A 17,866-nucleotide genomic window follows, 5' to 3' on the forward strand; every position below is an offset into this window, starting at 1 on the left:
GCTTTTCTTGTTTAAAATAACTTTTTTAGATCTTATGGTTTGTTCAGAATATTTATGTAAGAGCTTAATTCAACCTTTTAAAGCCACCATGACATACAGGTCCTTCTAAAAGTTCATCAATATTTCTTGATCCTTTTTCACATTCTGCAATCACTCTAAATACTTCATTGAGCTCATGGAGATATTGATCTACAATTTCCTTTGTATGTGCGGTACTAGAGTATAATAAAGTGGAAGCAAGATAATTTTTCTTTAACATTTCTTGTGTGATCAATGTTTTGTATTTCAAAGAGTTTTTTGAAGTAAAAGCAAAACCTGCCAAAGAGTTTAATCCAAATGAAATCATATCTAATTTGTTTTCTTCAGCCATTTTTACCCATTTATTTTTTACATACCCACCTATTTCTGTAATGTATTCCCAAGGTTTCTCTCCTCGCATTACTTCAAGTGTTTTCAGTGCTGCTGCAGGACCTATTCTTTCTGTCCAGAAAGTAGAACTGATAAAAGTATCTTGAGCAGCTTCCATCACTTCTCTACGTCCTACCACTGCGGTGAGTGCATAACCATTCGCAATTGTTTTCCCGAAAACGGTCATATCAGGCATCACGTTATATTTCTTAAATAAAGGACCATAAGTCTCTCTAAAACCAGAAGTACATTCATCAAAAATGAGAACGATATTATTATCAGTTGCAAGTTTTCTTACCTTTTCTAAATATCCTTCTTTTGGTGGTTCGTTTCTCTGAACTTCCATTTTTATTACTCCAATATCTTGGGATTTCACAAGATTTTCAAGTTCTTCATAATCATTATAAAGAAATGGATAAACACTTCCTTTAAGATGAGAAGGAACGCCCGCAGGATTTAAGCCAGGTAGTAAATGCTCATTAAGACCTTCATTATTCCCAAGGTTTGTAGATAAATACCAATCATGCCACCCATGGTATCCACAAATAGCGACTTTGTCTTTTCCGCTAGCAGCACGAGCAATTCTAATAGCAATTGCATTAGCTTCACCACCAGTTCTGGCAAATCTTACCATGTCTGCCCATGGATTCATTTCCATCAATTCTTCTGCCAAATAAACCTCTTCGGGACAGCTCAATGTGGACATATTCCCTGTATTCACCACATTTCTAACAACATTGTCAATGGCTTCGTTTCCATACCCCAAAATATTGGTTCCAATTCCCATAATGGATACATCGGTAAATTTATTTCCGTCTAAATCCCAAATATTACAACCTTGTGCTTTAGAATAATAAGAGGGCCAACGCTCGGGTAAAAACATCTCTGGGCGTTTTGAAAGAAGCATCGTTCCTCCAGGAATTAATGTTTTGGCTTTTTTATAAAGTTCTTGTCCTTTTCCGTGTGTCATGGTATCTTTTTTTAATGATTTGAGATATCCTTCATTTCTAATAATGGTATCATTTAGTGAACTAATATTTTTGGATTCTAAATATAAGTTTGTGTATTCTTGCCATCCTGCATCTAAACCAAGCTGTTCAATCAGTTTCTCTACAACCACCAAATCTTCTGGTGTATCCACTGTGAGTCTCACATGGTTATAGTTTACCTCAGATAAATAGGCATCTGATTTAAACAAGGTTTTTCCATAATGCGAGGAATTATTATAAATGAAAGGCGTTACATGTTCTTTTTCTGATTCTAAAGTAGATTCTTCCCAAGCTTTTACCAAAGCTGAATATTTAAATACTTCTACGTCTTGACCATCTGGATAGACTTCTTCAAGAGCATTTGAGCCATAGTCTAAGTCATTTTCAATAGTAAAATCAATTACTTTATCAATCAACTCGGCATCAATAATGGGACAATCTGAGGTGAGACGTACTACATAATCTGGATTTTCACCTTTAAGACATTGATAAAAACGATCCAATACATTGTATAAATCTCCTTGGTAAGTTTCTACTCCTACTTTTTTTCCAATGTCGAGTATTTCTGAAACCTTCTCTTCATTGGTGGTCGCAATTTTGAGTTTATCAATCCTTTTTGATTTCAAAATTCTTTTTAGATGAAGCTCTAGAAGAGAAACATTTTGAACTTCTTGTAATATTTTCTCTGGAAAACGGGTGGATCCTATCCTTGCTTGAGTAACCGCTACTATTTTCATATTTTCCAATTTGAAGGGTTTAACAATTCAATTTTGTCGATGTCAATACAGTCTATTTCTTGAATCAATTCTTGAGGTAATTGTTTACTAAAAGAATCTAAATTCATTAATAATTGGTCTTTTGTATCTACGCCAAAAACTAATTTGTCTATCAATCTATTTTGTTTCACATAATTTAATGCCAAATCCTGAATACTTAAGTTATTTGAACTAAGAGATTGTATTTTCTGAACACCAGAAAACAATTCAGGAATCTGTTTTTCTACCCATTCTAAGTCTTTAAAAAATAGGCCTTGTAAAAAAATGGATCGGCAATGAATTTCTATGTTTTTATCTTTTGCTTTTTTGAATACTTGATTTCTTTTACTGGTATTATCCAGCATATTGAAAGGCACTTGAATGATGGAAACCAAAGAATCTTGTATTACTTCTTCTATTTCCTCATTGGTATAAACCGATACGCCTATTTTCTGAATTTTCCCTTCCTTTTGAAGATCCAATAAATCTTCCCTATTAAATTCTATATGATCTTTATAATCTTGAAAAGAATGAAATAGATAAGCATCAAGAGTATCCACCTTTAACACTTCTAGATGTTTTTGTACTCTTTTTTGGAAAGAATCATCAAGGTTTTTCATACTTGAAGAATACTTCGTAATGACTCCAAATCGGTTTTTGGATTGTTGATGGTATCTTCCAATAACTTCCATTGAAGTTCCATAACCTTCAGCAGTATCGAGTGTTCTAATCCCACTGGCAAAAGCTTGATCTAAAATTTCGAATACTCTTGCTTCTGTAGGTTTTCCTTTTTGGTTATTGATTCCATAGTCTAAACCAAATTGCACGGTACCTAAAGCTAATTTTTCTACAGAAATATTCTTTTTTATCATTCGGTATGATGGAATGGTATTTTCCCCGATTTCGTCGGTAATTATAAAACCTATTTTTTGGTACAGTTTAAAAGCACCGACATTTTCTTTTTCTACGCCAAGCGTTATGGAATCTAGTTGGAGTGTTTTAAAACAAAAGTTAATCACTCCTTCGCTCGCTTCTCTCGCATATCCTTTTCCCCAGCAATTTTTATCGCCTAATAGGATACCATATTCACCAGATTTTGTTTGGGCATTTATCGGGTCAATCTTGATATTACCGATATGTTCATGATCTTCTTTCACAAATATTGCCCAAAAATAGCTTTGTTTTTCTATATGTTGATTTACAAAATTTAAAACAGATTCCAAGGTTTCATTCCCCCCACTACTCAAGTGTTTATTGACCTCGGGGTCGTTCATCCAATCTACATATTGCTGGCTAACAATGGACTTTTCCATAGGTTTTAAAACCAATCTTTCTGTTTCTATAATTCTACTGGACATAAGACAGTACTTTTTCGATCACAAAATTTTGTTCTTCCTCTGTTAAAGTAGGAAACATGGGTAAACTAATGCAATGATTGTAATATTTTTCTGCATTAAAAAGCTCTGCTCCTTGATAACCGATTTCTTTATAATAGGGTAATTGATGAACGGGAATATAATGTATTTGTGCAAAGATTCCATGACTGTGAAGATGGTCATACAACCCTTTCCTGTCTGCAACCTCTATTACAAAAAGGTGATGAGCATTATAACATTGCTTTGGTAAGGATTGATATTTTATGATTCCTTCAAAGGCGTTTTTATATCGATCTGCAATTAGGTTTCTTTGCTTTACGCCTTCTGTATTTTTTTTCAATTGAGAAATTCCCAAAGCACATTGAATATCGGTAAGTCGATAATTGAATCCTAGGCTTTGCATTTCGTAATACCATCCGCCATGATTTTCCATCATATTTTCCTTGGAAATACCATGAGTTCTGAGTTTTATAAGCTTTTTGTATAAATCTTCAGAATTGGTCGTTACCATTCCTCCTTCTCCACAAGCAATATGCTTTACAGGATGAAAAGAGAACACTCCAAGATCTGCAAACGCTCCATTTCCACAGAAATTCTTCTGAGACTTGGTGTCTTCAAAATAACCTCCAGGGGCATGACAAGCGTCTTCAATAATCCACAAATCGTACTGATCGGCAAAGGCTCGAAATTCCTCTAAGTCAACAGGAAGCCCTGCAAAATCTACAGGTATTATTCCCTTAAAAAAACCTTTTGGCTTAGATTCAACCAGCTTTTTTACACTATTCAAGTCCAACAAATAAGTATCAGGATCAATATCGGCAAACCATACTTCTCCACCTGCATAGCGTATGCTATTGGCGGTAGCGGCAAAGGTAATTGGTGTAGTGATTACTCTTTCTCCTTCTTTTAAGCCCAAAGCTAAAACAGAAAGATGTAAGCCTGCGGTGGCGTTACTCACTGCTACGGCGTATTTGGCTCCCACATAATTTGCAAAATCCTTTTCAAATTCTTTGATTTTTGGACCTTGGGTAAGAAAGTCAGCAGTTAATGTACTCACTACTGCGTCAATATCTTCTTGATCGATAGCTTGTTTACCGTAGGGGATGCGATATTCTTTTGTACTCATTATACTTCAAAATTGGGATCAACATGTTTTCTGACTAAAGCTCTTAGAGACTCTACTGTTTCCCATTGATCATTGGTTCCTGAATTGTAAGCAAAACCTGCTTTCACCTCTGTGGCATTAAATTTCGACATATATTCTTCTTTAGAATATTTATAAATATTCTGAGGAAGAATCGCATAATATTTCCCTAAATCTAAGGTGTTGTAAGAGTCTGAAGCAGTGATCATCTCTTCATGGAGCTTTTCTCCAGGACGAATTCCCACGATTTTCTTTTCACATTCTGGACCAATAGCTTCTGCCACATCCATAATTTTATATGAAGGAATTTTTGGAACAAACACCTCTCCTCCCCATGCATTGGCAATAGCATAAAACACCATTTCACAACCATCTTCTAGAGAAATATTGAATCGGGTCATTCCTGCATCAGTAATCGGAAGGACTCCTTGGCTTTTTCTTTTCAAGAAGAAAGGCATTACGGATCCATTAGAACCCATTACATTTCCATATCGTACCACCGAAAAACGAATATCTCTTTTCCCCTTTATATTATTGGCAGCTATGAATAATTTATCAGATGCAAGTTTTGTTGCTCCGTATAGATTAATGGGGGCAGCAGCTTTGTCAGTAGATAAAGCAACTACATCTGATACTCCTGTGAGTAATGCTGCATCTATCACATTTTCTGCTCCTAAAATATTTGTCTTCACACATTCCATTGGATTATATTCTGCCAAGTGTACGTGTTTCATTGCGGCAGCATGAATCACAACATCAATTCCTTCAAATGCTCTAATTAATCTTTGCTTATCTCTTACGTCTCCAATAAAGAAACGCAATTGAGGAAATTCCCACTCGGGGTACTCTTGTTGCATCTGGAAATGTTTTTGTTCATCTCTTGAGAGAATGACCAATCTTTTTACTTTTGGATATCTTTCCAAAATCAATTTTGTGAACATTTTACCAAATGATCCTGTTCCGCCTGTTATCAGAACTTCTTTTCCGTTAAGATCTAGCATCTATAAGAATTATTTATTCATACTTTTTTCAGAATATCAAAAATACCAATATTTGTGAAAATTCTTATGTGTTTCGGACAAAAAACACTTGATTCTAGAAAGTAAAATATTGATTTAACTACTTCTGTAAACTATATTGCTTAGTTCGTTTTATAAGAATGCATTTCAAAATTGAAACATTATATTTGTAATCTTAAAAAAAGAAAAAACTGTGGACAAACTTTTCAAGGTATTTATTAAACTCGTTGGTTTCTTCAAAAAGATTTTTGAAACTTTCATTTCTTTTGCAAAAATCATTTACGAAAGAGGTTTTTTTGCAAAGAAAATATCTTTAGATCCCTCTAAAGATTATTTACTTCTTGCCAATGGTCCTTCTTTAAGCAAAGACTACGAAGAATTGAAGGACATATTTAAGGAAAAAGAAGTTTTTGTTGTAAACGCTTTTTGCTCTAGCCCAATATTTAAAGAAATAAAACCACAGCATTATCTGCTTTTAGATGGTCAATATTTCTTTGATAAAATCCCTTATGAAAGCATGCAAATCACCCAAGATGTATTAATAGACATTGAGTGGAAAATAAATGTTTACATTCCTTATAGATATCGAAAATCAAAATTTGTTAAAATAGTATCTAAAAATAAAAATGTCAACTTTGTATTTTTCAATAGCACTTTGATAAAAGGTGGATTTGATTCAATAAATCATCTTCTTTTTGAAAAAAACTTAGGTATGCTCCAAGCTCAAAATGTACTTATTGCCGTGTTGTTTAATTTGATAAAAAATGGGGCAAAAAATGTTTTTCTTTTTGGAGCTCAAAACGATTGGCATAAATTAGCTGTTGTTGGAAAAGATAATTTGGTTTATTTAACAAATACTCATTTTTACGAAAAAGATTATACCAAGGTATCTTATAGTAATATTTATGATAAAATTCCTGTAAAAATGCATCAATTACTGATAAATTCTTCAAAGGCATTAAAAGGTTATCATAACTTAAACAAATATGCTGTTTATAAAAAAGTGAAAATATATAATTGTTCTTCTAATTCCTTTATAGATGCTTTTGACCGACTGGATTATGAAGAGTTTAGGAAGATTGTTAACTAGATACATATAAATTCCATTTTTGCCCAAAGGAACATTTATCACAATAATTGTTGAATAAAATTATATATTTACATAACAAAATATTAATTCAAAATTATTATGAAATTTTTTTCAAGCTTATTTATTCTATTCTTTTGTTTCCTTATTTCATCTTGTGAGAAAGAAAGTTGTTACAATTGTGAAATTGAGAAAAAAACAATTCCTATTTGTAAAGATGATTATCAGCCACAAGATCATAATGGTCTAACTTATGAGCAATTCATCAATAGTATGGAGCATCTTTGTGAAAAACAATAGAAATACAAAAAAAGGTTCCCATTAAAATACAAATGAGAACCTTTTTTATTTAAAAATGTATATTTATCAACTTACTGCATTGTATGATAAACATTTAGCACATCATCATCTTCTTCTAATCGATCAATCAGTTTTTCAACTTCAGCCATTTGTTCTTCATTGAGTTCTTTTGTCATACTAGGAATTCTATCGAATCCAGACTCAACTATTTCCATATTACTTCCTTCTAAGTATTTCTGAATTTCTCCAAATTGCTTAAAGTCTGCATAAATCATGATATGTCCTTCTTCCTCAAAAACATCTTCTGCACCAAAGTCTATAAGCTCTAATTCCAGTTCTTCGATATCTAATTCTCCAACTGGGATTTTGAAATTACATTTATGTTCAAACATATAATCCACAGAACCCGAAGTACCTAAAGCTCCATTACATTTATTGAAACTTGCTCGAACATTTGCAACCGTTCGGTTATTGTTATCTGTTGCTGTTTCAATCAAAAAGGCGATTCCATGGGGTCCATAACCTTCAAATAATACTTCTTTATAGTTCGAAGTATCCTTGTCGGAGGCTTTTTTTATAGCACGTTCTACATTTTCCTTTGGCATATTGGCTGCCTTAGCATTTTGTATAACTGCTCTTAGTTTTGAGTTCGATTCTGGGTCTGGACCACTTTCTTTTACTGCCATAGCAATTTCTCTACCTATTTTAGTAAAGGTTTTTGCCATTGCTGCCCAACGTTTAAATTTTCTTGCTTTTCTAAATTCAAATGCTCTTCCCATCTTTATCAAAATTGTTTTTTGTAACACCTATTGATTCTCAAAAGTACAAGTGATAATTTATTTTTATCTCTTTCTATTTAAAACCCAATTGGTGTAATCCTGTTTGTGTTTTTTTTAAAAAAATTAATCTTCTGTGCTTTCTTCTTCTCTTTTCCTTGCTCTTATCAAGAGTAATGCAACCATGGGTCCGAAAACCACATAGAATAACGGATGCAGTTGTTTGATATAGCCTGCATTTCCTAAGAGAAAAATTGCTAAACATAAAACCAACGCCAATCCAATATCAATGAATATGGAGTAGGGTTTATTTTTGAAGTCAAATTTAAACATATTTAGTTTTGTGTGAATTTTTTGTACTTCAATCGTTTTGGAATAAGGTCTCCTTTTCTGGTTTTGTAGTTTTCTTCATATTCTGAATAACTTCCTTCAAAATATACGACTTCAGAATCTCCTTCAAAAGCTAAGATATGTGTACAAATTCTATCTAAGAACCATCTATCATGGGAAATAACTACTGCACATCCTGCAAATTTTTCTAACCCTTCCTCAAGGGCTCTTAATGTATTAACATCTAAATCATTGGTAGGCTCATCGAGTAAAAGGACGTTTCCTTCTTGTTTTAAAGCCATAGCTAAATGCAAACGGTTTCTTTCTCCACCTGAGAGCATTTTTACTTTTTTACTTTGGTCTCCACCTGCAAAATTAAATCGGCTTAGCCAGGCTCTTGCATTCACACGTACTCCACCGATCTCAACCATTTCATCTCCACCTGCAATGGTTTCAAAAATAGATTTTTCGGGATCTAAGTCTTCGTGAGATTGATCTACATAAGACCATTTTACGGTTTCTCCTACCTCAAAGGTTCCAGCGTCGGGTTGTTCGATACCCATAATCATTTTAAAAAGAGTGGATTTTCCTGCTCCGTTTGCCCCTACAATTCCTACAATTCCTGCGGGTGGCAAGCTAAAAGTTAGATCTTCATACAATAATCTTTCTCCAAAACCTTTCTTGATTCCTTGGGCTTCAAGAACTTTATTCCCTAGTCTTGGACCATTTGGAATAAAGATCTCTAGTTTTTGCTCTTGCTCACGTATGTCTTGATTCATCAAGTCATTATAATTTTTGATACGTGCTTTAGATTTTGTTCCTCTTCCTTTTGGGGTCATTTTGATCCACTCGAGCTCTCTTTCAAGTGTTTTTTGTCTTTTAGAAGCTTGTTTTTCTTCTTGGGCAAGTCTTTTTGATTTTTGGTCTAACCAAGATGAATAATTTCCTTTCCAAGGTATTCCTTGTCCTCTGTCTAGTTCTAGAATCCATCCTGCTACATTATCCAAGAAATAACGGTCGTGCGTTATTGCTATTACTGTTCCTTGATATTTACCAAGGTGTTGTTCTAACCAATGAATGGACTGTGCATCGAGGTGGTTAGTAGGTTCATCAAGTAATAGAACATCAGGTTGTTTAAGGAGTAATCTACAAAGTGCTACTCTTCTTCTTTCTCCTCCAGAGAGGTGTTCTATTTTTGCATTTCCGTCTGGTGTTCTAAGCGCATCCATGGCGGTTTCTAGTTTGGAATCTAGATTCCAAGCATCTAATTGCTCAATTTTTTCTGTAAGAACAGCTTGTTCATCAATTAATTTCTGCATCAAGTCTGGATTTTCCAACACCTCTGGTTCAGCAAATCTTAAGTTAACAGCTTCATAGTCTTCAAGAACTTTAACGGTTTCGGCAACTCCTTCTTTTACAACTTCTAATACGGTTTTGGAGTCATCTAGTTTTGGTTCTTGTTCTAGATACCCAACACTACAATCTTTTGCCCAATGCAAATCTCCTTGAAATTCTTTTTCAACTCCTGCAATTATTTTAAGAACAGTGGATTTACCAGCTCCGTTTAGACCTAAAATACCAATCTTGGCACCATAAAAGAATGAAAGATTAATATTTTTTAATACTTGTTTATTTGGATAGCTTTTCGTGATTCTACTCATCGAAAAGATGACTTTCTTATCGTCTGACATGGGTTTGTTTTTTTTGTTAAAAAAAAGATAAGCCTAATTTCGAAAAATTAGGCTTAAAGTTATTGCTTTTTTTGGAAGAAATTCCAATTTTATTTCTGCATCAAAATTTCTAGTTGATCTGTCATATCAAGATCGTAATAGAGTTTTTTAAGAAGTCTTTTGGCTTCTGCGTTTTTACCCTCAGAGTACGCATGAATACTTTCTAAATAAGGTAGTGCTTTTTTGAACTCATCATTTTTCATTTTTTCAAGTTCTGCATACTTCTTTTGATCGGCACGAGACATTCCTAAATCATTCATTTGCAATACATATTTGTTTGATTTAGCAATATAGATATTTGCCAAGTTGAAACTTGCATCTTCATACTCTGGGTTTACATCCAATGCGTTTTGATATGCCTCAATTGCTTTTTCCTCTTGATCCATAGCTGCATAAGCGAATCCTTTTGCAAAGAATAATTTTTCGTTTTCTGGGTCTAATTCAATTGCCTCGTCTAGAGTTTTAGTAAGCTTATCATATTCTTTGTTACCAATATAATGGTTTACCAGATCCATAACAAAAGTAGTATTCTCTGGACAGTTTTTTCTTGCATCAAAAAGTGCTTTTACATAGGCTTCAGACCCTTTTTCTTCAACGTTTAATTTTTGACGATTAAACTTCTCGCTTGTAGGATCTAATTTTATTAATTTATCTGCATATTCTTTCGCTGTTTCCATGTCTTTTCCATATTGAGCAGCAACAGAGATAAAGTATAAATTATTGGTATCAATAGAATTGAAACCATTTTGCATATAATCCACAGCTCTTTTTAGATATACAACGGCAGTCTTATAATCTTTTTTGTCATAAGCTTTGTAACCATACGATCTTGCTTTGTTAAGAGCTAAATTGAAATTATACTTAGATTTTTTTACAAATTTCCCATCATATTGGATACTTTTCACGAAGTTTTCCTCCATGATTTCCCAATTCTCTGGAAGTGCATTAACACTATCTTTTAAAGTTACTTTTGAATAAATAAGTCCTCTATAAAAATAATATTTATCAAGACTTTTTTTACTTAAAGAACCACCTTCATCTAGTTTGGTTTTCACCAAATCAATATAATGTTTAGCCTTTTCTGTGTTTTTACGGTTTTTATACTCTACAATAGATGATGTAAGATCAACTTGCTGAGCAAATGCAGGAATTGTCATGGCTCCCACGGCACCTATAAGTAATAGATTCTTTATTCTCATTGTTTTAGTTTTAGTTTTCTGTTTCGTTGTTATTTTGGATATTATCATCCGTTGTGTTCTCGTTTGATGTATCTTCAAAAGCTATGCCATCGTTCTCTTCTTCCTCTTCGTGAGGCACTTTGGCTACAGCTGCAATACGATCTTTTCCTTTTAAAGAAATAAGTCTTACTCCTTGCGTTGCTCTTCCCATAACTCGGATATTTTCCATCCCCATACGAATCATCACACCAGATTTATTGATGATTACTAAATCATCTTCATCGGTTACGTTTTTAATAGCAATCAGGGCTCCTGTTTTCTCACTAATTGTAAGTGTTTTCACACCTTTACCACCACGATTTGTCACACGATAACCCTCTACTATTGAACGCTTTCCGTATCCATTTTCTGAAACTACAAGTACACTAGATGTAGGATCTTCTACACATACCATTCCTATTACTTCGTCTTTTTCATCTGCTAAAGTTACACCACGTACTCCCATAGATGTTCTACCTACTGGACGACATTTATTTTCTGGGAATCTAATGGCTTTACCTGATTTTACGGCCAAGATAATTTCGTTATTACCATTGGTTAATTTTGCTTCCAATAGTTCATCTCCATCTTTAATTACGATGGCGTTAATTCCATTGGTTCTTGGTCTAGAATAAGCTTCTAATTTCGTCTTTTTCACCAATCCATTTTTGGTTGCCATTACGATAAAATTATTCTCTACGTATTCTTTATCCTTTAAATCACCTGTATTTAAATAAGCTACAACACGATCATCTTTAGGAATATTTATTAAGTTTTGGATGGCTCTTCCTTTAGCCGTTCTGCTTCCTTCTGGAATTTGGAATACTCTTAACCAGAAACATCTACCTTGTTCTGTAAAGAACAACATATAATCGTGATTTTTGGCTGCAAAGATATTTTCGATAAAGTCTTTATCTCTTGTAGAAGCTCCTTTTTGCCCTACTCCTCCTCTGTTTTGAGAACGGTATTCGCTTAATGCTGTTCTTTTGATATATCCTGCATGAGACATGGTTACGATAACTTCTTCGTTAGGAATCATGTCTTCTACACTCAATTCTCCTCCAGCGTAATCAATTTCAGATCTTCTTTCATCTCCATATTTTTCGATGATTTCTTGAGTTTCTTCTTTGATGATATTCATTCTCAAGTCTTCATTTTCTAATATTGCATTAAGACCTTTGATTGTTTCCATCAATTCTGCATACTCTTCCTTGATTTTGTCTATTTCAAGACCTGTAAGTTTTTGAAGACGCATATCAAGAACTGCTCTTGCTTGAATTTCAGACAATTCAAATCTTGACATCAATCCATTTCTTGCTTCTTCTGGAGTTTTAGATTGCTTAATCATCTCGATTATCTCATCGATATTATTTAATGCAATCACCAAACCTTCAAGAATATGTGCTCTTTTTTCAGCTTGTTCTAGCTCATACTGTGTTCTTCTTACAACTACTTCATGACGATGATCTACAAAATGCTTGATCATGTCTTTTAAGTTCAAAAGCTCTGGTCTTCCGTTTACCAATGCAATATTGTTTACCGAAAAACTGGTTTGAAGCGCAGTGTATTTATAGAGTTTATTGAGAACTACGTTTGCTATTGCATCACGTTTAACGTGGTAAACAATACGCATTCCTTTTCTATCCGATTCATCCGTAATATTAGAGATTCCATCCAATTTTTTATCATTAATCAAATCAGCAGTTTTCTTAATCATGTCTGCTTTATTGACTTGGAAAGGAATTTCATCTACGATAATAACTTCACGATCTCCACTTGTTTCTTCAATTCTTGCCTTTGCTCTGAGAACGACTCTTCCTCTTCCTGTATGGAAAGCATTTTTAACACCTTCGTATCCATAAATTACACCTCCTGTTGGGAAATCTGGTGCTTTTACAAAAGTCATCAGTTCGTCTATCTCTATATCGTTATTATCGATATAAGCAATCACACCATTACACACTTCTGTGATATTGTGAGGAGGCATATTGGTAGCCATACCTACGGCAATACCAGAAGCTCCGTTCATCAACAAGTTTGGAATTCTTGTTGGAAGAACGATTGGTTCTTTTAAGGAATCATCAAAATTCAGTCTTGTATCTACCGTATTTTTTTCGATATCTCGAAGCATTTCTTCAGCTATTTTCTGAAGTCTTGCTTCTGTATAACGCATAGCGGCAGGACTATCTCCATCTACAGAACCGAAGTTACCTTGACCGTCAACAAGGGTATATCTCAAAGACCACTCTTGTGCCATACGGACCATAGAATCATAAACTGAAGTATCTCCATGTGGGTGATACTTACCCAAAACTTCCCCGACAATTCTGGCGGACTTTTTATAAGGACGATTGGAGAGTACTCCTAACTCATACATTCCGTATAAAACACGGCGGTGTACGGGCTTAAAACCATCTCTCACATCAGGTAAAGCTCTTGAAACAATAACCGACATCGAATAATCGATATAGGCTGATTTCATTTCTTCTTCTATGTTAATTTGTATTATTCTTTCTCCGTCTGACATAAAATTGTTTTTTCATTTTTTTGCTACACGAATATACCATTTTTGTCGCATTTTTTTAATGCATTTGACAACGTTTTTTTTGCCTTTTATCGATTTATTTTATTTTCTCAACATTCTGTTTTTGGATCCGCTTAAAAACAAAAAAACCGCTCAAGAATTTGAGCGGTTTTTGGTAAATACTTTTTGTTTTAACTTATCTTTTATAAGGGCTAAGTTTTTCTGTTGCAATTCGGTAATTCAACCCAAGGCTAATCGTTCCTTTTGATTGATAATTCAATGAAGTGGACTCTTGAAACCTGATCATTGGTAGTTGATAGTTTGCATAAACTCCTAGACCAATTGGGCTTTCGTATTGAACACCAAAAAGTCCGTCGAAATAATTTTGTTCAAACAAATTAATGACTAAAGCTTTAAAGTGCTTGGACTCTGTTAAGAGTGTAGAATTAGTTACTTGAAAAGTGTTTCCGTAAATGCTCAATCTCACATTTGCACCAAAAGTAAATGCCCATCTGTTGTTAAAATGATACTGAACCATTGGTGAAATTCTGAAATAGGTTTCATGAATATCTAACTCTTTCTCGTAAAAATCGACTTGATTTGGGTTATTTCTTTCGTTTATCCCTGTACTCGTTGATTGGATTCCTATTTGTTGTTCAAAACTCCAAAAATGACTTAAATCTTTTCTATAAAGCACTCCTGCATCAAATCCTAATCTAGGTTTTGTTGTGAATTCTACACCTTGAAAATTGATAAAGTCTGTTTCAAAACCATAGAGGTTAAAATTCGTTCCCAAATAAGCTCCTATTTCTTGAGCTTGAGCTCCAAAAGTCACAAGAGCAAATAATGATAAAATAATCTTTTTCATACTTTAGATTGATGTTTGAAGATTTTTAGTGTATTTCGTTTTTGTATTCTGGTTAGCAAGAATGTAGGCTTCTACATTATTCCTTAGCTTTTCAACATATTTTCTTGTCAGTCCGTTGTACTTTTCTGTCAGTTTTTGCGAAGGCAAATTGTTTTTATATGCCAAATATTCTTCTTTTGAATAAAAATTCTTTTTACTACTAACCACTGTTTTATATTCCTCCATATTCTTTCTTTCTTGAATAAGTGTTTGAAGGTTTGTTTCAGTAAATTTAATAATTCCTTGATAAGATTTTTGTCCAATATTCAAATAGTACTTTACAAGTCTAAGAGCGCTATTTTTCAATTCATTTTCTGAACCCTTAAACTTTGGATATTTTGAGATTTCAAGGAATTCAATTTCGGCATGATATAAAAGAAATTTCTGTTTTTTCTTCATCGCTTCAAGATCCAAATCTTTTGCTGCTTTCCTAAATTCTGTATCTAGGGTAGCGAGTTTTTTAATTTTCCTAAGCAAACCAAAATTATAGAGTGTGACTGCTTCATAATCATTAAGCTTTTCCTCTAACCTGATGAGTTTCTTATCTGCTCTATTGAGCGTTTTAAGGTTTTCTGGATCCTTTTCTATTTGTTCCTTCTTCTCATAAAGACTCATTTCTTCTTTTATGAAATCCCTTGCCGATACCGCTTTTTGTGTATGTTGATTGATGGAAATCAGATTTTTTTTGTAGTCCTCATTACTTGGTGAAAAATCTTTTATAGGTCTTTCGGGATATTTTAAATAGTAGTCTAACTCTTTTTTAATTTCAATCCCGTGATGATTTTTCTTTAACTGAAAATCCATCTCGTTTTTTAACTCCTTTCGGTAAAGGTTTTCATAATGATCAATAAAAGTATTTACTGATTTTTTCAGGTTGTATTCTGGCAAATACTCCATTTTTCTACCAAGAAGATTTCTATAATAATCAAGTTTTTTCTGATTACTTTCTAATCTTTTAGAAATTAAACTTTTTCGAATCGTGGGTTTATCCAGTTCCTCTAAAAAAGTGTGGTAATCTGACAATACATGAACTTGTATCTTCTTTATGTATTTGTCATAATCTTCTTCGGTTTTTACTTCCTCAGAAAAACGTTTATCCAATTGTGAATTATACACTGATTGTGCATCACTATAATGACAAATTGAAATGAACCCAAGAATAAATAAGGATTTACGTAGCATAAAAATCTCTTTCCTTCAATAAATGTTTAACTGCTAATATAGGTAATTTTTCTGTACTTCAAGAGTATTCTATTACTCTTCTACTTTTGGTGGAAGTTCTTTGTAATCTTCGAGAGGCATTTTTTTACAATATAATGTAGTCGTAAGACTATTTAGAGAATCCGCTGTAGGATGTAAATCTTTATGAACCAACTTAACACGCCATTTATCTATTGCATCTATGGAATATAAACGATCACCAACTCTTAAAATATCTTTTTCTTGTGAAAGTACGTCCCATACAGTTTGAAAAACAGTATCTACCTCTATAGTTTTATTAGCAGAGGAGTCTAGATTTAAAAATGAAACAGGTACCCCAACATTAGTTTGCCCTTCAATACATTGAATAGACAAATAATCTATTGGTAATTCTATATGATTTTCGATATCTCTATAAGGAATTTCAACTCCATTTTTTAATTCTAATGTTTGTACAGAACGGTAAATATGCCATTCATCACAAAGGACTTTGTTTTCATCAAATTCTTCGTTTTCACAAGAAGCCCCAAAAAATGAAATAAGGGATAAAAATAAAATAGGTCTAAAAATTGAGGTCATATATAGCTGTTTTGAACAAATATAGTAATTTTATTGAATCCAATGAAGAAGAAAAACCATAAGAAACACCCATTTTTACGCTCCATCAGAATCCCTATTTTGTTGGGGATGATCATGGTATTAACTCATTTGATTAAAGAAACCATTGCTCCAGATCTGTATCAATGGGGTATTTATCCTCGGGATTGGTCTGGATTAAAGGGGGTTTTCTTTTTTCATTTCATCCATGGTGACTGGAAACACTTGGGAAATAATCTAATTTCTTTCCTTCCTTTAAGTGCGATTCTTTTTGTTTTTTATAGAAGAAATCGTTTTCAGGTTTACACTTCTGCCCTACTCATGTCTGGATTTCTTACCTGGATAGGTGGTAGAAGCAGCTATCATATTGGGGCGAGTGCTTGGATCTACGCATTAGCATCTTATTTATTTTTTAATTCTTTGAGAGACGCAAACCCAAAGAGCAAGGGAATCACCTTTACGATCGTATTATTTTATGGTTCTATGGTTTGGGGTATTTTCCCACAACCCGAATACTTAAATATTTCATGGGAAGGTCACTTAATGGGGTTCATCACTGGTATTTTCTTAAGTTATGCCTTTCCTAGTAGATTTCCTAAAAGGAAAAAATATTCTTGGGAAAAAGAAAAAGATCTTCTTGATGAACTTAAAGAGCCTGTGATTTATGAAGAGATTCATGCAAAAAAAACTGAAGATGATTCCTTATTTCAATGGCATAGCAATCACTCTTTTGAGCAGTAAAACTCTAACAAGTAAATTATTACCAATAAATAATTGTGCTAAATATTTTGATCTATTATTTTTGGTATAATTTTGGAGTACAACAGAATGTTAAACTAAAAAAACACTATTTCGAATTATGAAAAAATTACTATTTATTATGATGTTGATACCTATGGTATCATTGGCTCAAGAAAGCAGAAAAGATTTAGATAATCATGAAATTTCGAAAGGACTTTATTTTCGTTTGAATACGGATCTTACTTCGGCTTTTGATGAAACATTCAATTCAAGAATAGGTGCAGGTGCACATTTTGATGGTTTTCATGTTGGAGTTCATTATTTAACTTCATTTGGTGAAGCAAAAAGTAAAATTGGAGACCCAACCATTGTCAATACCGCTAATACAAATCCAGAAAAAATGAATGTTAAATATAACGGATTTGGTCTAGACTTACTTTATGAAGTAGAAATGGTGGAAAAATTTTCATTGGCACCGTATATGAATATGGGATTAGTGAGCATGGAATATATAGATTATCAAGAAGATCAATTTTTAAATACGCAACTTGGTGCTAAACTTTTGTTTGTTCCAGTAAGAAACGTAAAACTCGGTTTAAATCTTGGATATAATTTTGTAAGTGGTTTTGATTTTGATCACTTAGATAAAGCAGATTATCAAGGACTCAATTTTGGGATAACACTACAGTATAATCACTTTTTACCAAAATGGTAGTATAAAAAATATTACTCTGTAAAAAAAGGAAGACAAGTTGTTGTCTTCCTT

16 protein-coding genes are annotated in these 17,866 nt (G+C 33.3%); 4 read left to right on the plus strand and 12 right to left on the minus strand.

Features of this window, described 5'->3' with window-relative positions; translation table 11 throughout:
* Positions 1 to 64 precede the first annotated feature (64 nt).
* From N4A45_09185 to pseB, 4 genes are read right to left on the minus strand one after another with little or no spacing between them, the layout of a single operon-like run.
* Positions 65 to 2,134, minus strand: coding sequence for an aminotransferase class III-fold pyridoxal phosphate-dependent enzyme (locus N4A45_09185; protein MCT4665390.1), 2,070 nt, complete (start codon positions 2,132 to 2,134; stop codon positions 65 to 67).
* The gene (locus tag N4A45_09190; protein ID MCT4665391.1) at positions 2,131 to 3,510 is read right to left on the minus strand and encodes a GNAT family N-acetyltransferase; all 1,380 of its coding nucleotides are present in this window, start codon (positions 3,508 to 3,510) and stop codon (positions 2,131 to 2,133) included. The genes N4A45_09185 and N4A45_09190 overlap by 4 nt, the downstream gene beginning before the upstream one ends.
* Positions 3,500 to 4,654, minus strand: a complete 1,155-nt coding sequence (pseC, locus tag N4A45_09195; GenBank protein MCT4665392.1) for a UDP-4-amino-4,6-dideoxy-N-acetyl-beta-L-altrosamine transaminase — start codon at positions 4,652 to 4,654, stop codon at positions 3,500 to 3,502. Before pseC ends, N4A45_09190 begins: the two co-directional genes overlap by 11 nt.
* Positions 4,654 to 5,673 carry a UDP-N-acetylglucosamine 4,6-dehydratase (inverting) gene (pseB, locus tag N4A45_09200; protein MCT4665393.1) on the minus strand — a complete coding sequence of 340 codons (1,020 nt, stop codon included), beginning with the start codon at positions 5,671 to 5,673 and terminating at the stop codon, positions 4,654 to 4,656. The genes pseC and pseB overlap by 1 nt, the downstream gene beginning before the upstream one ends.
* Before the next feature lie 211 nt (positions 5,674 to 5,884).
* Here pseB and N4A45_09205 point away from each other — a divergent pair, with 211 nt between their 5' ends.
* Positions 5,885 to 6,781 carry a hypothetical protein gene (locus N4A45_09205; GenBank protein ID MCT4665394.1) on the plus strand — a complete coding sequence of 299 codons (897 nt, stop codon included), beginning with the start codon at positions 5,885 to 5,887 and terminating at the stop codon, positions 6,779 to 6,781.
* Between the two features lie 99 nt (positions 6,782 to 6,880).
* Positions 6,881 to 7,078 (plus strand): hypothetical protein, encoded by a 198-nt coding sequence (locus tag N4A45_09210; protein MCT4665395.1) that lies wholly within the window; start codon positions 6,881 to 6,883, stop codon positions 7,076 to 7,078.
* Between the two features lie 71 nt (positions 7,079 to 7,149).
* Here N4A45_09210 and N4A45_09215 read toward each other — a convergent pair whose 3' ends face one another.
* The 8 genes from N4A45_09215 to N4A45_09250 all read right to left on the minus strand — a co-directional run bounded on the left by N4A45_09215 (position 7,150) and on the right by N4A45_09250 (position 16,341).
* Positions 7,150 to 7,857, minus strand: a complete 708-nt coding sequence (locus tag N4A45_09215; protein ID MCT4665396.1) for a YebC/PmpR family DNA-binding transcriptional regulator — start codon at positions 7,855 to 7,857, stop codon at positions 7,150 to 7,152.
* Positions 7,858 to 7,980: 123 nt separating this feature from the next.
* Positions 7,981 to 8,187, minus strand: a complete 207-nt coding sequence (locus N4A45_09220) for a hypothetical protein (protein MCT4665397.1) — start codon at positions 8,185 to 8,187, stop codon at positions 7,981 to 7,983.
* Between the two features lie 2 nt (positions 8,188 to 8,189).
* Positions 8,190 to 9,875: an energy-dependent translational throttle protein EttA gene (gene ettA, locus N4A45_09225; protein ID MCT4665398.1), complete on the minus strand. Its 1,686-nt coding sequence runs from the start codon at positions 9,873 to 9,875 to the stop codon at positions 8,190 to 8,192.
* Positions 9,876 to 9,964: 89 nt separating this feature from the next.
* Positions 9,965 to 11,113, minus strand: coding sequence for a tetratricopeptide repeat protein (locus N4A45_09230; GenBank protein ID MCT4665399.1), 1,149 nt, complete (start codon positions 11,111 to 11,113; stop codon positions 9,965 to 9,967).
* Positions 11,114 to 11,123: 10 nt separating this feature from the next.
* Positions 11,124 to 13,658, minus strand: a complete 2,535-nt coding sequence (gene gyrA / locus N4A45_09235) for a DNA gyrase subunit A (protein ID MCT4665400.1) — start codon at positions 13,656 to 13,658, stop codon at positions 11,124 to 11,126.
* Positions 13,659 to 13,851: 193 nt separating this feature from the next.
* Entirely contained in the window at positions 13,852 to 14,523 is a 672-nt protein-coding gene (locus N4A45_09240; protein ID MCT4665401.1) for a PorT family protein, read from the minus strand.
* A 3-nt stretch (positions 14,524 to 14,526) separates the two neighbouring features.
* Positions 14,527 to 15,744 (minus strand): hypothetical protein, encoded by a 1,218-nt coding sequence (locus N4A45_09245; protein MCT4665402.1) that lies wholly within the window; start codon positions 15,742 to 15,744, stop codon positions 14,527 to 14,529.
* Between the two features lie 72 nt (positions 15,745 to 15,816).
* Positions 15,817 to 16,341 (minus strand): hypothetical protein, encoded by a 525-nt coding sequence (locus N4A45_09250; GenBank protein ID MCT4665403.1) that lies wholly within the window; start codon positions 16,339 to 16,341, stop codon positions 15,817 to 15,819.
* Positions 16,342 to 16,383: 42 nt separating this feature from the next.
* On the opposite strand from N4A45_09250, the gene N4A45_09255 reads away from it, so the two are divergent.
* Both N4A45_09255 and N4A45_09260 read left to right on the plus strand, forming a co-directional pair.
* Entirely contained in the window at positions 16,384 to 17,100 is a 717-nt protein-coding gene (locus N4A45_09255; protein MCT4665404.1) for a rhomboid family intramembrane serine protease, read from the plus strand.
* A gap of 118 nt (positions 17,101 to 17,218) precedes the next feature.
* On the plus strand, positions 17,219 to 17,815 hold the full coding sequence (locus N4A45_09260) for a hypothetical protein (GenBank protein ID MCT4665405.1): 597 nt from the start codon (positions 17,219 to 17,221) through the stop codon (positions 17,813 to 17,815).
* Positions 17,816 to 17,866: the final 51 nt, after the last annotated feature.

This window comes from Flavobacteriales bacterium, assembly GCA_025210805.1.
In the GTDB taxonomy this organism is placed as follows: Bacteria; Bacteroidota; Bacteroidia; order Flavobacteriales; family CAJXXR01; genus JAOAQX01.

Coding starts and splice junctions, on each gene's coding strand:
- pseB (MCT4665393.1), bottom strand. CDS start 5,673: ATGCTAGATCTTAACGGAAAAGAAGTTCTGATAACAGGCGGAACAGGA.
- N4A45_09255 (MCT4665404.1), top strand. CDS start 16,384: ATGAAGAAGAAAAACCATAAGAAACACCCATTTTTACGCTCCATCAGA.
- pseC (MCT4665392.1), bottom strand. CDS start 4,654: ATGAGTACAAAAGAATATCGCATCCCCTACGGTAAACAAGCTATCGAT.
- N4A45_09190 (MCT4665391.1), bottom strand. CDS start 3,510: ATGTCCAGTAGAATTATAGAAACAGAAAGATTGGTTTTAAAACCTATG.
- N4A45_09220 (MCT4665397.1), bottom strand. CDS start 8,187: ATGTTTAAATTTGACTTCAAAAATAAACCCTACTCCATATTCATTGAT.
- gyrA (MCT4665400.1), bottom strand. CDS start 13,658: ATGTCAGACGGAGAAAGAATAATACAAATTAACATAGAAGAAGAAATG.
- N4A45_09260 (MCT4665405.1), top strand. CDS start 17,219: ATGAAAAAATTACTATTTATTATGATGTTGATACCTATGGTATCATTG.
- ettA (MCT4665398.1), bottom strand. CDS start 9,875: ATGTCAGACGATAAGAAAGTCATCTTTTCGATGAGTAGAATCACGAAA.
- N4A45_09250 (MCT4665403.1), bottom strand. CDS start 16,341: ATGACCTCAATTTTTAGACCTATTTTATTTTTATCCCTTATTTCATTT.
- N4A45_09215 (MCT4665396.1), bottom strand. CDS start 7,857: ATGGGAAGAGCATTTGAATTTAGAAAAGCAAGAAAATTTAAACGTTGG.
- N4A45_09240 (MCT4665401.1), bottom strand. CDS start 14,523: ATGAAAAAGATTATTTTATCATTATTTGCTCTTGTGACTTTTGGAGCT.
- N4A45_09185 (MCT4665390.1), bottom strand. CDS start 2,134: ATGAAAATAGTAGCGGTTACTCAAGCAAGGATAGGATCCACCCGTTTT.
- N4A45_09210 (MCT4665395.1), top strand. CDS start 6,881: ATGAAATTTTTTTCAAGCTTATTTATTCTATTCTTTTGTTTCCTTATT.
- N4A45_09245 (MCT4665402.1), bottom strand. CDS start 15,744: ATGCTACGTAAATCCTTATTTATTCTTGGGTTCATTTCAATTTGTCAT.
- N4A45_09230 (MCT4665399.1), bottom strand. CDS start 11,113: ATGAGAATAAAGAATCTATTACTTATAGGTGCCGTGGGAGCCATGACA.